This window comes from Halomonas sp. ANAO-440, assembly GCF_019915905.1.
GTDB classification, from domain to species: Bacteria; Pseudomonadota; Gammaproteobacteria; order Pseudomonadales; family Halomonadaceae; genus Halomonas; species Halomonas chromatireducens.
The window spans coordinates 37,505-49,460 of the sequence record NZ_JAHXBV010000019.1 but is presented as its reverse complement, the minus strand read 5'-3'; the positions used below and the strand labels follow the sequence as shown (position 1 = coordinate 49,460).

At 57.8% G+C, this 11,956-nt stretch carries 15 protein-coding genes; 10 read left to right on the top strand and 5 right to left on the bottom strand.

Annotation, left to right across the window (positions count from 1 at the left end):
* Nucleotides 1-226 precede the first annotated feature (226 nt).
* Nucleotides 227-703, top strand: a complete 477-nt coding sequence (locus tag KZO25_RS13930) for an AAC(3)-I family aminoglycoside N-acetyltransferase (RefSeq protein ID WP_223137428.1) — start codon at nt 227-229, stop codon at nt 701-703.
* On the opposite strand, the gene KZO25_RS13925 is transcribed toward KZO25_RS13930, so the two are convergent.
* Nucleotides 678-1,088, bottom strand: coding sequence for a DCC1-like thiol-disulfide oxidoreductase family protein (locus tag KZO25_RS13925; RefSeq protein ID WP_223137427.1), 411 nt, complete (start codon nt 1,086-1,088; stop codon nt 678-680). The two genes, KZO25_RS13930 and KZO25_RS13925, sit on opposite strands and share 26 nt — an antisense overlap.
* Before the next feature lie 328 nt (nt 1,089-1,416).
* On the opposite strand from KZO25_RS13925, the gene KZO25_RS13920 reads away from it, so the two are divergent.
* From KZO25_RS13920 to KZO25_RS13910, 3 genes are read left to right on the top strand one after another with little or no spacing between them, the layout of a single operon-like run.
* A complete protein-coding gene (locus KZO25_RS13920) occupies nt 1,417-1,575 on the top strand; it encodes a DUF3309 family protein (protein ID WP_223137426.1) in 159 nt (52 codons plus the stop codon).
* An 8-nt stretch (nt 1,576-1,583) separates the two neighbouring features.
* Entirely contained in the window at nt 1,584-2,330 is a 747-nt protein-coding gene (locus tag KZO25_RS13915) for an SDR family oxidoreductase (protein ID WP_223137425.1), read from the top strand.
* 37 nt (nt 2,331-2,367) lie between these two features.
* The gene (locus KZO25_RS13910) at nt 2,368-2,964 is read left to right on the top strand and encodes a hypothetical protein (RefSeq protein ID WP_223137424.1); all 597 of its coding nucleotides are present in this window, start codon (nt 2,368-2,370) and stop codon (nt 2,962-2,964) included.
* A gap of 63 nt (nt 2,965-3,027) precedes the next feature.
* On the opposite strand, the gene KZO25_RS13905 is transcribed toward KZO25_RS13910, so the two are convergent.
* Nucleotides 3,028-3,528 carry a CIA30 family protein gene (locus tag KZO25_RS13905; RefSeq protein WP_223137423.1) on the bottom strand — a complete coding sequence of 167 codons (501 nt, stop codon included), beginning with the start codon at nt 3,526-3,528 and terminating at the stop codon, nt 3,028-3,030.
* A 192-nt stretch (nt 3,529-3,720) separates the two neighbouring features.
* Here KZO25_RS13905 and KZO25_RS13900 point away from each other — a divergent pair, with 192 nt between their 5' ends.
* The gene (locus KZO25_RS13900; protein ID WP_223137422.1) at nt 3,721-5,913 is read left to right on the top strand and encodes an OsmC domain/YcaO domain-containing protein; all 2,193 of its coding nucleotides are present in this window, start codon (nt 3,721-3,723) and stop codon (nt 5,911-5,913) included.
* Nucleotides 5,914-5,998: 85 nt separating this feature from the next.
* Here KZO25_RS13900 and KZO25_RS13895 read toward each other — a convergent pair whose 3' ends face one another.
* From KZO25_RS13895 to KZO25_RS13885, 3 genes are read right to left on the bottom strand one after another with little or no spacing between them, the layout of a single operon-like run.
* A complete protein-coding gene (locus tag KZO25_RS13895; protein ID WP_223137421.1) occupies nt 5,999-6,286 on the bottom strand; it encodes a hypothetical protein in 288 nt (95 codons plus the stop codon).
* Between the two features lie 29 nt (nt 6,287-6,315).
* Nucleotides 6,316-6,864, bottom strand: a complete 549-nt coding sequence (locus tag KZO25_RS13890) for a TetR/AcrR family transcriptional regulator (RefSeq protein ID WP_223137420.1) — start codon at nt 6,862-6,864, stop codon at nt 6,316-6,318.
* Nucleotides 6,861-7,256 (bottom strand): DUF6463 family protein, encoded by a 396-nt coding sequence (locus KZO25_RS13885; RefSeq protein WP_223137419.1) that lies wholly within the window; start codon nt 7,254-7,256, stop codon nt 6,861-6,863. The genes KZO25_RS13890 and KZO25_RS13885 overlap by 4 nt, the downstream gene beginning before the upstream one ends.
* Nucleotides 7,257-7,383: 127 nt before the next feature.
* Between KZO25_RS13885 and KZO25_RS13880 the strand changes: the two genes are divergently transcribed.
* The 5 genes from KZO25_RS13880 to KZO25_RS13860 all read left to right on the top strand — a co-directional run bounded on the left by KZO25_RS13880 (nt 7,384) and on the right by KZO25_RS13860 (nt 11,937).
* On the top strand, nt 7,384-8,034 hold the full coding sequence (locus tag KZO25_RS13880; RefSeq protein ID WP_223137418.1) for a dihydrofolate reductase family protein: 651 nt from the start codon (nt 7,384-7,386) through the stop codon (nt 8,032-8,034).
* The gene (locus tag KZO25_RS13875; protein ID WP_223137417.1) at nt 8,035-8,673 is read left to right on the top strand and encodes a glutathione S-transferase family protein; all 639 of its coding nucleotides are present in this window, start codon (nt 8,035-8,037) and stop codon (nt 8,671-8,673) included.
* 312 nt (nt 8,674-8,985) lie between these two features.
* Nucleotides 8,986-10,353: a diguanylate cyclase domain-containing protein gene (locus KZO25_RS13870; RefSeq protein WP_262489022.1), complete on the top strand. Its 1,368-nt coding sequence runs from the start codon at nt 8,986-8,988 to the stop codon at nt 10,351-10,353.
* A gap of 340 nt (nt 10,354-10,693) precedes the next feature.
* Nucleotides 10,694-11,218 (top strand): DUF3291 domain-containing protein, encoded by a 525-nt coding sequence (locus KZO25_RS13865; RefSeq protein WP_223137416.1) that lies wholly within the window; start codon nt 10,694-10,696, stop codon nt 11,216-11,218.
* A gap of 134 nt (nt 11,219-11,352) precedes the next feature.
* Nucleotides 11,353-11,937, top strand: coding sequence for a TetR/AcrR family transcriptional regulator (locus KZO25_RS13860; RefSeq protein WP_223137415.1), 585 nt, complete (start codon nt 11,353-11,355; stop codon nt 11,935-11,937).
* The last annotated feature ends 19 nt before the right edge of the window (nt 11,938-11,956 follow it).

Below are 11,956 nucleotides of genomic sequence, written 5' to 3'. Positions count from 1 at the left end.
ATTGGCAGCTGCGGCTTGAAAATGTGTCCGCTCTGACTTGACCAGAACAGGTAGCGCCTCGGCGGCGGTAAGCACGGTGCAGAGCCCGCACATCGCAACCACAGGATATGAGTTCGGCCCGTTTTTTGGGATCTCAGTCATTAAGCGCTTAAATCGATGGCTCGTTCTGCGGAAGCCGGATTGATGATATGGCATGCTATAGGATGAAGTAGGGAGAAAGTGAAAGATGCTCGGAGATATTCACCACCTTGCCCCAGATGATATTCCGCTTCTCGATGCCCTGTTGACAATGTTTGGGGAAGTTTTCGATGAACCGGAGACCTACACCGGGAATCGCCCTGGCGCGGCATATTTTCAGGATCTCTTGTCCGGCGATACCTTTATTGCGCTAGCTGCGTTGAAAAATGGCGATGTCGTCGGGGGACTAGCCGCCTATGAGCTGAAAAAATTTGAGCAAGAGCGCAGCGAGATTTATATATACGATCTCGCTGTTCGTTCAGGGCATCGTCGAGAAGGCATCGCTACAGCATTGATCGGGAAGGTGAAAGAGATAGCCGCTCAACGTGGCGCCTATACGATATTCGTTCAGGCTGACACGAACGTTGAGGATGAGCCGGCAATTGCCTTATACACCAAGCTAGGCAAGCGCGAAGATGTCCTGCACTTTGACATACCGGTTAATCCTGATGGTGGTTTCCGATAGGCGTTTTCCCCAGCGCCCTCAGCATCCCATTCCGGCACGCTTTCAGAAGCGGATAGAGCCTTGCCGTGCGCCTTTGGCTGGCAAACAGCCGGTACGTCAGCCGGTTGAACACGCCGCTACGGGTGCCGAGCAGGGTAAGGCGATGCAGGGCTTCGCTGCCGTGGTACCAACGCTCGCCGATCTGGAGGGCGAAGCCCTGATCCAGGTCGATGCCCATGGCGCTGAGTTCCTGGCGTGCTTCCTTGTCCTGCCTGGCATCGATCAGCTCGAGTTCGCCGACTTCCTGGCGAATGCGTTGCCTGCGCACGTAATGGCGGCACATCGGGCATTCGCCGTCATAGACCAGGCGAAGCTGGCGGCCTGAGGAGGCCGTGTCATTGGGCATGTCGTCGCATTCCTTGAGTGCGTGTGGTGTGTACTATTCCTGCGCGGCTACCCGAGGGGGGCGAAGGGTGTGCGCTTGGCATGGTCCTGATCATAATGCCCGCCATCGTTGGTTACCCGGTCGTACTCTTCCTGATGCTGATGAATTGGGTCTGAGGGAACCAGTCTCACCAAGACCAATTATCTCAAAAGTTGGGATCCATGGGCCATTTGCGGCATAGGCATAAAGACGAGCGTCTTCCTATGGTCTAGTGTGAATACAGGACATGGGCTCGAGTGTCGGAATCAGTCTGGTCACTGACCGTACACTCACTACAGGGAGTTATGACATGCCAATAGGAACGATTCTACTGATAATCCTGGTACTGCTTCTGATCGGTGCGATACCTGCATGGCCCCACAGCAGGGGATGGGGGTACGGCCCCAGCGGGGGGCTCGGGCTGGTGTTGATAATCGTGATCGTTCTAGTGTTGACGGGTACGTTATAGGTATCGCATTGAAAGAGGTTCTGGTCATTACTGGCGGCAGCCGAGGGATTGGTGCGGCCACCGCGCGCTTGGGCGCCGCTAGCGGCTACGCGGTGTGCATCAACTACTGTCACAATGAAACCGCCGCAATAGCGGTGGTCGAAGAGATCACCCGTGCCGGCGGCGAGGCGATCGCCGTGTCGGGCGATGTCGGCTCCGAGGCCGACGTGGTGCGGCTCTTCGAAGAGGTCGACGATAAGCTCGGACCGGTCACGAGGTTGGTCAACAACGCCGGCATTCTGGAAACGCAGATGTGCGTCGAGCAAATGGATGCCGCACGCCTGGGCCGGGTGCTGACGGCCAACGTGATCGGCAGCTTCCTCTGTGCTCGTGAGGCCATTCGCCGCATGTCGTCCCGGCACGGCGGCAAGGGCGGCGCGATCGTCAACGTCTCCTCCATAGCATCAAAGCTTGGCGCGCCCAACGAGTACGTCGACTACGCCGCGGCCAAGGGCGCCATCGACAGTTTTACCATCGGCCTGGCCAAGGAAGTTGCGGCAGAGGGTATTCGCGTCAACGCCGTGCGCCCCGGTGTGATCTACACCGAGATCCACGCAAGCGGCGGCGAGCCTGACCGCGTCGAGCGCGTGAAAACTTCCGTACCCATGCAGCGGGGCGGCCGAGCCGAAGAGGTCGCACGGGCCATCCTGTGGTTGCTCTCCGATGATGCCTCCTACTCGACAGGGGCGCTGCTCGATGTAACGGGTGGGCGGTAACCAGTGACGAGCCCGTCCGGCTGCAGGAGGAAGAGCAGTGCTGTTCAAGAGGGCGGTCCTCGAAAAGATCCGTGATGGCTGCATTACACTGGCCTTTCGACGGTGGCAGCGGCCTTCCGTAAAGTCAGGCGGCACGCTGCTGACCGCTTTGGGTGAGCTGCACATACTGTCGGTGACTCAAATTGCACCCGAGGATATCTCCGAACGGGATGCACGAAACGCGGGCTACGTCACACGTGAGGCGCTCCTGCGCGAACTCTCCCGCCGTAGTGAAGGTGATCTCTACAAAATCGATCTGGGCGTCTTACGCCCTGACCCTCGAATAGCTCTTAGAGAAACAGCCGAGTTGACGGACGAGGAAAGCATGGACTTGCACAAGCGCTTGCAGCGTCTGGATAAGCGGGCCACCAACGGGCCGTGGACCCAGCGAACGTTGGAAGTGATCGCGAGCCGCCCTGGAGTACGTGCGGGTGAGCTGTGCGAGATGGTGGGCATGGAGAAGGAGCCTTTCAAGCTCAACGTCAGGAAGCTCAAGAAGTTAGGGCTGACAGAAAGCCTTGGCACCGGCTATCGGCTTTCTCCACGCGGGGAGAGTGTGTTGGATGAGTTTCAGACTCTAGAGAGTGTGAGGTAGCCAAAGATGACAAACCACTGCAGTGGCGATATCACGCCTAAGCGCTTCTGCGACTCGGATAGCTTAGCTGACTTCCAGCGTTTCAATACTCGCCACTTCCAGCCGGAACGCCCCGTCGCGGCGATCGGCAATCAACAGGCCGAGCTGTTGGATTTCGTCAGGTGCCAGCGGCGGTGCATCCTCGAACAGGCGACCACGAAATACCGCCTCGAACATGCTCCAGGGCAGGGCGATGCGCTGCCACTCACCGGCCGGGGGCTGAAAAACGGCACGATAGGCGGCGCCGTCTATCAGTTGGTTGCTGTAAAGGCGCAGCTGATACTGGCGACCGTCACCACGCGCCTCTACGGTCACGCCTTGGTGGCGAGATAGCCGCATGGGCTCTGGCTCGCGGCGTACCGAGGCAAAGCCGCCGCCGTTGGTCAGCGAAAGCTCACCCGAGAAGATGCCCAGGGCACCTGCTGCGTGCATGGCGCCTCGAGACCCCCCACCCATGACCGTGTCGTTGATGGCGCGCCAGCGTGGGACCTCGTTCCCGGCGCTGAAATCGATCAGTGTTGGCATCGTACCTCCTGGCCCAGGTTGCGTTTCTGCATCCCTCAGCATGACGGCGATAGGCTACCGTTGCCAGGCCAGGCTGATGGGTTCGCTTTCAGCGGCCGATTGACAGGTGATACTATCACCCCATACGGCAGCAGCCTGCGCACCACCCCTGCCCACCCCTCTTCCCAAGCTTTAACGCCCGGTACCCTGTTAATGGAAATCAAAGTCAATTTTCTCGAAAATCTCAGACTTGAAGCCAAGTTTGACGATTTCACCGTCATCACCGACCAGCCCATTCGCTACAAGGGCGACGGCTCGGCGCCAAGCCCCTTTGATTACTTCCTGGCGTCCTCCGCGCTGTGCGCGGCCTACTTCGTTCGGGTCTACTGCCTGGCGCGCGACATCCCAACCGAGAACATCCGGCTTTCCCAGAACAACATCGTCGACCCGGAAAACCGCTACAACCAGATCTTCAAGATCCAGGTCGAGCTGCCGGAAGACATCTCCGAGAAGGACCGCGAGGGCATCCTGCGCTCCATCGACCGCTGCACCGTCAAGAAAGTGGTACAGACCGGCCCCGAGTTCCAGATCGAGACGGTGGAGAATCTGGACGAGGACGCCCAGGCCCTGTTGATGGCCAAGCCCGACGAGGCTGCCTATACCTGGATCGAGGGCAAGGACCTGCCGCTGGAGCAGACCATCGCCAACATGTCGGCCATGCTGGCGGACCTGGGCATGAAGATCGAGATCGCCTCCTGGCGTAACATCGTGCCCCACGTGTGGTCGCTGCACATCCGCGATGCCGCCTCGCCCATGTGCTTCACCAACGGCAAGGGGGCCACCAAGGAGAGCGCACTCTGTTCGGCGCTTGGCGAGTTCATCGAACGCCTGAGCTGCAACTTCTTCTACAACGACCAGTTCTTCGGCGAGGAAATAGCGAACAGCGAGTTTGTTCACTACCCCAACGAGAAGTGGTTCCAGCCCGGGTCCAACGACGAGCTGCCTGAGGGCATCCTCGATGCTTACACTCGCGAGATCTACGACCCGGAGAGCGAGCTGCTCGGTTCGCACCTGATCGACACCAACTCCGGCAAGCGTGAGCGCGGCATCGTCGCCTTGCCCTTCATACGCCGGTCGGACGGGGAGACGGTATTCTTCCCCTCCAACCTGATCGAGAACCTCTACCTCAGCAACGGCATGAGCGCCGGTAACACGCTGCAGGAAGCCCAGGTGCAGTGCCTTTCCGAGATCTTCGAGCGGGCGGTGAAGCGCGAGATCCTCGAGCAGGAACTGGCATTGCCGGACGTGCCCATGCATGTCCTTGAGCGCTACCCGGCCATTCTCGAAGGCATCCAGGCGCTGGAGGCGCAGGGCTACCCAGTGCTGGTCAAGGACGCCTCGCTGGGTGGGCAGTTCCCGGTGATGTGCGTGACCCTGATGAACCCGCGCACCGGCGGGGTATTCGCCTCCTTCGGCGCACACCCCAGCTTCGAGGTGGCGCTGGAGCGCAGCCTCACCGAGCTGCTGCAGGGCCGTAGCTTCGAGGGCCTCAATGATTTCCTGCCGCCGACCTTCAACTCGCAGGCAATCGCCGAGCCTAACAACTTCGTCGAGCATTTCATCGACTCCTCGGGGTTGGTTTCCTGGCGCTTCTTTAGTGCCAGGAGCGACGTCGAATTCAGCGACTGGGACTTCTCCGGTACGAACGAGGAAGAGGCGGCAACGCTGTTCGGCATTCTCGAGGAGCTGGGCCTGGAGACCTACATGGCCGTGCACGAGGATCTGGGTGCGCCGGTGTGTCGTATCCTGGTGCCGGGCTACTCCGAGGTGTACCCGGTGGATGATCTGATCTGGGACAACACCAACATGGCGCTGGATTACCGCGAGGATATCCTCAGCCTCCACGCCCTGAACGACGCTCAGCTCGCCGGCCTGCTGGAGCGTCTGGAGGAGAGCCAGCTCGATGATCACATGGATATCATCACCCTGATCGGCATCGAGTTCGACGAGAACACCGTGTGGGGGCAGCTCACCATCCTCGAGCTGAAGCTGCTGATCAACCTGGCCCTGCAGCAGCATGAAGAGGCGCTGGAGCGGGTCGAGATGTTCCAGCAGTACAACGACAACACCGTGGAGCGCGGACTGTTCTACCAGGCCGTGGCCGCGGTGCTGGAGATTCTCCTCGATGACGAGCTGGAGCTCGCAGACTACCTCCACAATCTGACTCGCATGTTCGGCGAGCAGACCATGTCTGCCGTGGTTGGCTCGGTGATGGGCGAGGTGCGCTTCCACGGCCTGACGCCCACCAACATGCAGCTCGAAGGCCTGGAGAAGCACCAGCGCCTGGTCGAAAGCTACAAGAAGCTGCACGCTCACCGCGCCGCAAGGGCGGGGGTGGCGGTTTAGTCATTCAGCCGCGGCTGGATACTACGAATACGCCCCGGGCCAACGCGCTGGCCCGGGGCTGACGCCCCCATTCCGTTCCACTTCACTATGTGCTCTTGAAAAGACCCCGCAGAAAGCCGGATTTTTTTCCTGATACCGCAAGAAACTGGTACACATCGCTGTTCGAGTAGACAAACACCGGATGGACCTCGTCGACATCCTGCTGCGTCAGCTGCCCGGCACGGATTGACTTCAGCAGGCGTTCTTTTCGCTTCGTGGCTTGTTCAAAACCGCATTCAGTGTAGTGGTCCTCTTCGTACCGGAGGGAGAACGCCTGAAACATCTCGGCGAAGGCCTCGAGCGATATGTTTTCCGTTTTGACATGATAATGCATTGGGTTCCTCAACTCTGCTAACTAGCCCTTCAACCCATTTCGTCCAGGTACTGCTGCACCATGGTCTGCAGCAATTGATCCATGCGAGCCCAGCTTTCCTGGTTAATGCTGTGTTGCAGATACTGGCAGCCCACGAACTGGGAGTAGATCATGTTGGCTATCGAGCCTGCTTGCTCCCTCTCGCCGGTACGGAGGCTGATCAGGTTGGCAAGGTACTCCATGCGCCGGCGGTCGACCCTGGCCACGGCATCGGCTACCCGGGCGTTATGGCGGCCCCAGGCGCGCAGTTCGATTTCGGGTTTCAGGTTGGCCCGAGCGATGTGTGCGTTAAGTTGCTTGCCACGCTGCGCAGGATCAGGGACCGATGCCAGTGACTCGAATACCGCCTCGGTGCTTGAGGTCAGCCAGTGTTCCAGCAACGCTTCCACATAGGCGCTGCGATCACTGAAGTGGTGATAGAAGGAGCCCTTGGACACTTCCAGATGGCGGCAAAGCCGGTCGATCTTCAGCGCTTCCGGCCCTTGCTCGCCGAGAAACCGTAGTCCCTCGCTCAGCCACAGCTCGCGCGAGATCTTCATGCCACCCCCCTGGCCGGTGCCGGCTCAGGCGCCCCCAGTGCAACCAGCAGGCCCAGCGGCAGGAACAGCCAAGCGCCGGAGACCGGCAGCAGAAAGGCCACAATCACCCCCGCGGCAAACAGCCCCCAGCCGATGGCGGCCGGCAAGGGTGTCTGCACAATGCTGAGCCAGCAATGCATCAAATATCCCAACAGCATCCAGAAGCAGCCCACCAGCAGAAACCAGAGAATCGCGCTGCGATCGAAGTGCATCTCTCCTCCCGCTTGGATGGTGTTCCAGCCACCTTCTGCCGCGATACCGCTCAGGATGGGCCAGCCCGTCACCACCCCGATGCTGTTGTGTATTACGCCGATTGCGATGAGCAACCAGCCGCTATTCCGATACAGTTTCATTGTGGTTTCCTCTTTACTTGAGTTCTGAGCAATAACATACCATACCGTATGGTATGTTCAAGATTGTCGAAATTCAGTCGGGCCGTTCGACGACTGATCGTGTGTTGCGCATTTCATGGAGATCACGATGAGTCAGTTACGCGTTTCTTGCTTCAGCCTGTCGCTTGACGGGTTCGCTGCCGGCCCGGCGCAGAGCCTGGAGAACCCCATCGGTGTTGGTGGCTTGGAGGTCCATGAGTGGATGTTCCGCACCGAGACGTTCCGTCGAAGCGTTCTAGGCGAGGGAGGCGGTGAAACCGGTGTAGACGACGACTTCGTGACTCGTGGCTTCGAGAATATCGGAGCCTGGATCATTGGCCGTAACATGTTTGGTGCCGAGCGCGGACCATGGCGGGACGACAGCTGGAAAGGGTGGTGGGGGGATAGCCCTCCGTTCCACGCGCCTGTCTTCGTGCTGACGCAACATGCTCGCGATCCCATCGAGATGGCAGGCGGAACGACCTTTCACTTCGTAAACGATGGCATTCATGCTGCCCTTGGACGTGGCCGAGACGCTGCCCACGGCATGGATGTTCGCCTCGGCGGAGGCGTGGCAACGATCCAGCAGTACCTGCGGGCTCAGCTGGTTGATGAACTGCATTTGGCCATTACACCGGTTCTGCTCGGCGAAGGGGAGCGTTTGTTCTCCGGCGTCGACATGCGCGCTCTCGGCTATCAATGTGTGGAGAGGATAGTTACCGATCGAGTTATCCATGTCGTTCTCAAGAGGGAAACCTGAATGTCTGAATTGATCCTGACCACCTTCGATTGGGTTCCTGAAACGCCAAGGGGATTTGTCCGCGACTTACGCCTGAGCTGGGCGATGGAAGAGGCCGGCTTGCCCTATCGTATCGAGAGCGTGCCATTTCGTGAGCGGGGGGCCGAGCACTTCACCCATCAGCCCTTCGGCCAGGTGCCGTGGTTGACCGATGGCGACCTCTCGATCTTCGAGAGCGGCGCGATGCTGCTGCATCTGGGTGAGCGCAGTGCAAGGCTGATGCCTGCCGATCCACGCGGCCGAAGCGACGTTATCGTATGGCTTTTCGCGGCGCTCAACTCCGTTGAGATGGCGACCCTGCCGTGGTCCATCTTCAAGTTCACTGGCGATACTGAGGAAACACCTGCTCGGAAAAGCCTGAACAATTTCCTGGCATCCAGGCTACAGCACATGGAGGCAGTCCTGGCAGGACGAGAATGGCTGGCAGGCAGCTTTTCCATTGCCGACATCGCCATGGCGGATGTGCTGCGCCTGGTCGATCGGTTCGATGGCCTGGCGGGCTACCCGGCCTGTCGTGGCTATGTCATCCGTGCCACGGCTCGGCCATGCTTCATGAAGGCACATGCGGACCAAATGGCGCATTTCGCTGCGGCAGACTAGTCTTCTTCAGAACAGTCATAAAGCCAAGGCGGCTGATTTAAACGCCGCATGGCCTGGCGCAGATATTTCTGACAAGATCTCCTGCTTCTCTGGACCTGTACTACAGGGCGCTCACTGTGACGTATTGTCAGTGATAGGAAAGTGCTTGATTTATATAAATAAATCAGGCGCCGGGTAATTATTTGATGGCTAACAGGCCTGAAGGTCCGAAGTGAGGTTAATATCATCGACATGGTTAGCACTAATGCGGTGTGCGTAGTCGTGTAATGGATCGCTACTTTGGTTGTTTCTGGTCATGTTTTAAGGAGCGTCATGCAGATGGATATGCAATTATCGGATTTTATTCGGTCGGAAATAGAGCACATTCTTCAGGACTGGGAAGAGTTTGCCAAAGGTATATTTCATGCCAGGCATATGGATAAGGCAGGGTTGCGCGACCACGCAAGGGACATGCTTCTGGAGATTGCCGATGATCTCGATTCACACCAAAGTGAATCCCAGCAGGCGGCCGGCACGAAAGGCCGTCGGCAGGCGGACGAGCCGACAGATGGAGCGGATTCCTGGGCGGAAGTGCATGGTGGCGATCGACAGACCAGTGGCTTCAGCGTCATTGAAACGGTATCGGAGTTTCGGGCCCTGCGTGCGAGTGTGGTATCTCATTGGACAAAGGCCCATCCAGTCACGGCTGGGAAACAGCTTGAAAGCCTCACCAGATTCCATGAGGCAATAGATCAGGCGGTCGCTGAATCGCTGGAACAGTACGCAATCGTTAAAGAAATGGAGACCCGGCTGTTCGGGGCTATTTTGGTTGCGTCTCCGGACCCGATTTATGTGCTGGATCTCGACGGAAGAATTGTTTATGCAAACAAGGCTACTGCCGACCTTTTTGCTATGAAACACAAGGATATCATTGGAAAGACGGTTTTTGATCTCGGGTTTTCGTTTGCCACGGACTTCCAGAGAAATCTGGACAAGGTCATTGCTGACCAGTCAACATACCGGGGAAAGTTCGCCCATGTTTTTTCTTCTGAACAGGGTGAGCAGTTCGAATATCTGCTTGCCCCTGTGCTGGACGAGCAGCTAGAAACCGAAGCGGCTGTGTGCATATCCCGCGATATTACCGAACGAGCGATTGCCGAGGACAAGATCTGGTACAACGCTCACCATGACCTTCTGACCGGGCTACCGAATCGACGTCTCTTTCTGGATCGCCTGGAACAGGAGGTCAAGCATGCAAAGCGCAGTGCTCTTCCTTTTGCCGTACTATTCATGGATCTTGATGGCTTCAAGGCGGTCAACGATTCGTTTGGTCATGAAGTGGGAGACCGCTTGCTGTCTGATGTGGCAGATCGTATCACTGACTGTGTCCGGGAGGCCGATACGGTTGCTCGTCTGGGCGGGGATGAATTCACCGTCATTCTCACTGGTACTGGACAGCGGAACAGTGCAGGGACTGTGGCCCAGACTATCATTAATGCACTTTCGAAGCCCTTCCATATTGATAAACACCTTGCTCAGATCTCTGTCAGCATTGGAGTAACGTTCTACCCTCAGGATGCATCCACTCCTGCCGCTCTACTGGAAACCGCGGATCGGGCAATGTATAAAGCTAAAAAATCCGGTCCTAGCCGGGCATACTTTTTCGACACGTCCGATAATGCAGGCAGATGCTCGGCCTAGGGAAGCGCTGAATAAATCCGCGAGCGGGATGAAGCACAAGGCGCACGGAGCACAGAGCCGAGCGAAGCGACAAACAGCCGAAGGCTGCGAGTCAACCGGAGCCTATGGGGTATAGGTGAGAATTTCGACCGGGCTGGCGGACCAGCACCGCGCAACGCAGTGATTCGCACGTGCAGACATTTAGGCAGTGTTTCCCTAGGTTAAGGGTTAGCTATGCTGGCTTATGGCCATGCTGATCAGCCGTTCGGCGGTCTTCATAGAGCCGGTGTGGAGTAAATTGCGCCGCTGTGAGTCCAGCGTGTGCTATCCAATCGCTATGAGATATTGCAGGGAGAAGGCGATGACTCAGTACCACATTGCCCAGCTCAATATTGCCAACCTGATGGCACCGTTGGATTCGCCGCAGCTTTCTGATTTTGTCGCTAATCTGGACAGGATCAATGCGTTGGCAGAAAAGTCCCCCGGGTTTGTCTGGCGGCTGCAGACCGAAGGTGGTGATGCCACCGGGATCGATTTTTTTGGCCCTGACCTCATCGTGAATCTTTCGATATGGGAATCGATAGAAGCATTGCATCACTACGTGTATCAAACGGCCCACGTTGAGATCATGCGCCGGAAAAAAGAGTGGTTTCACAAGCTCGGTGAGGCCCATATGGTGCTTTGGTGGGTGCCCGCTGGGCACATTCCGTCGCTTGAAGAGGCAGCCACAAAACTAAGTGTGCTGAGGGAGCGAGGTCCTACGAGCGAGGCTTTCACCTTCAAGAAAGTATTCGCTGCTCCCAGTGAGCCTGCGGTGGGCGATGAGGAACAGATTTGGCGTTACGACCACCAGCGTAGCCACGGCAGTGGCGATTATAGTCACTAGGGGGCAACTCACCGACCGCCTGCTTGCTAGCTGCAAAGCATCCTTGCATTTCCTTGACCGAATAGGACGGGCGTCCTATGCTTTGCCATCATTAGGACGGGCGTCCTATTTGGTAAGGAGTAAGGGGGGGGGCGATGCAGGCAAACTCGACGCGTGGATCGATAGTCAGTTCAGCGGACGATCTTTTTTATCGGCAAGGCTTCGAGCAGACCTCCTTTGCGGACATAGCAGAGGCAGTTGGCATATCCCGGGGTAATTTCTATTACCACTTCAAGACGAAAGACGAGATCCTGGAAGCCGTGATCAAACGGCGTCTTGCCAACACTCGCGATATGCTCCATCAGTGGGAGGTCAATAGCAGCGAGCCCGAGGAACGCATCCGCAGTTTCATTCGAATCCTGATCGGCAACCGAGGCAAGATCATGCGCCACGGCTGCCCGGTCGGCACTATGTGCGCCGAGCTTGCAAAGCTGGAGCATCTCCAACGCGATGCTGCCAACGAGGTCATGACCTTGTTCCGGACCTGGCTACGCCGGCAGTTCGTTGCCTTGGGGCATGAGGGTGATTCAGATGCTCTCGCGATGCATTTGCTGGCGCGAAGCCAAGGGATCGCTCTCGTGGCGAATGCCTATCAAGACGAGAACTTCGTCGATGCGGAGGTTGAGCAATTGCTCGATTGGCTCGGCGCCTGCGCAGGTGCGTCAAAGCGCACGCGCTGAACAAGTACAATAAGAGGGA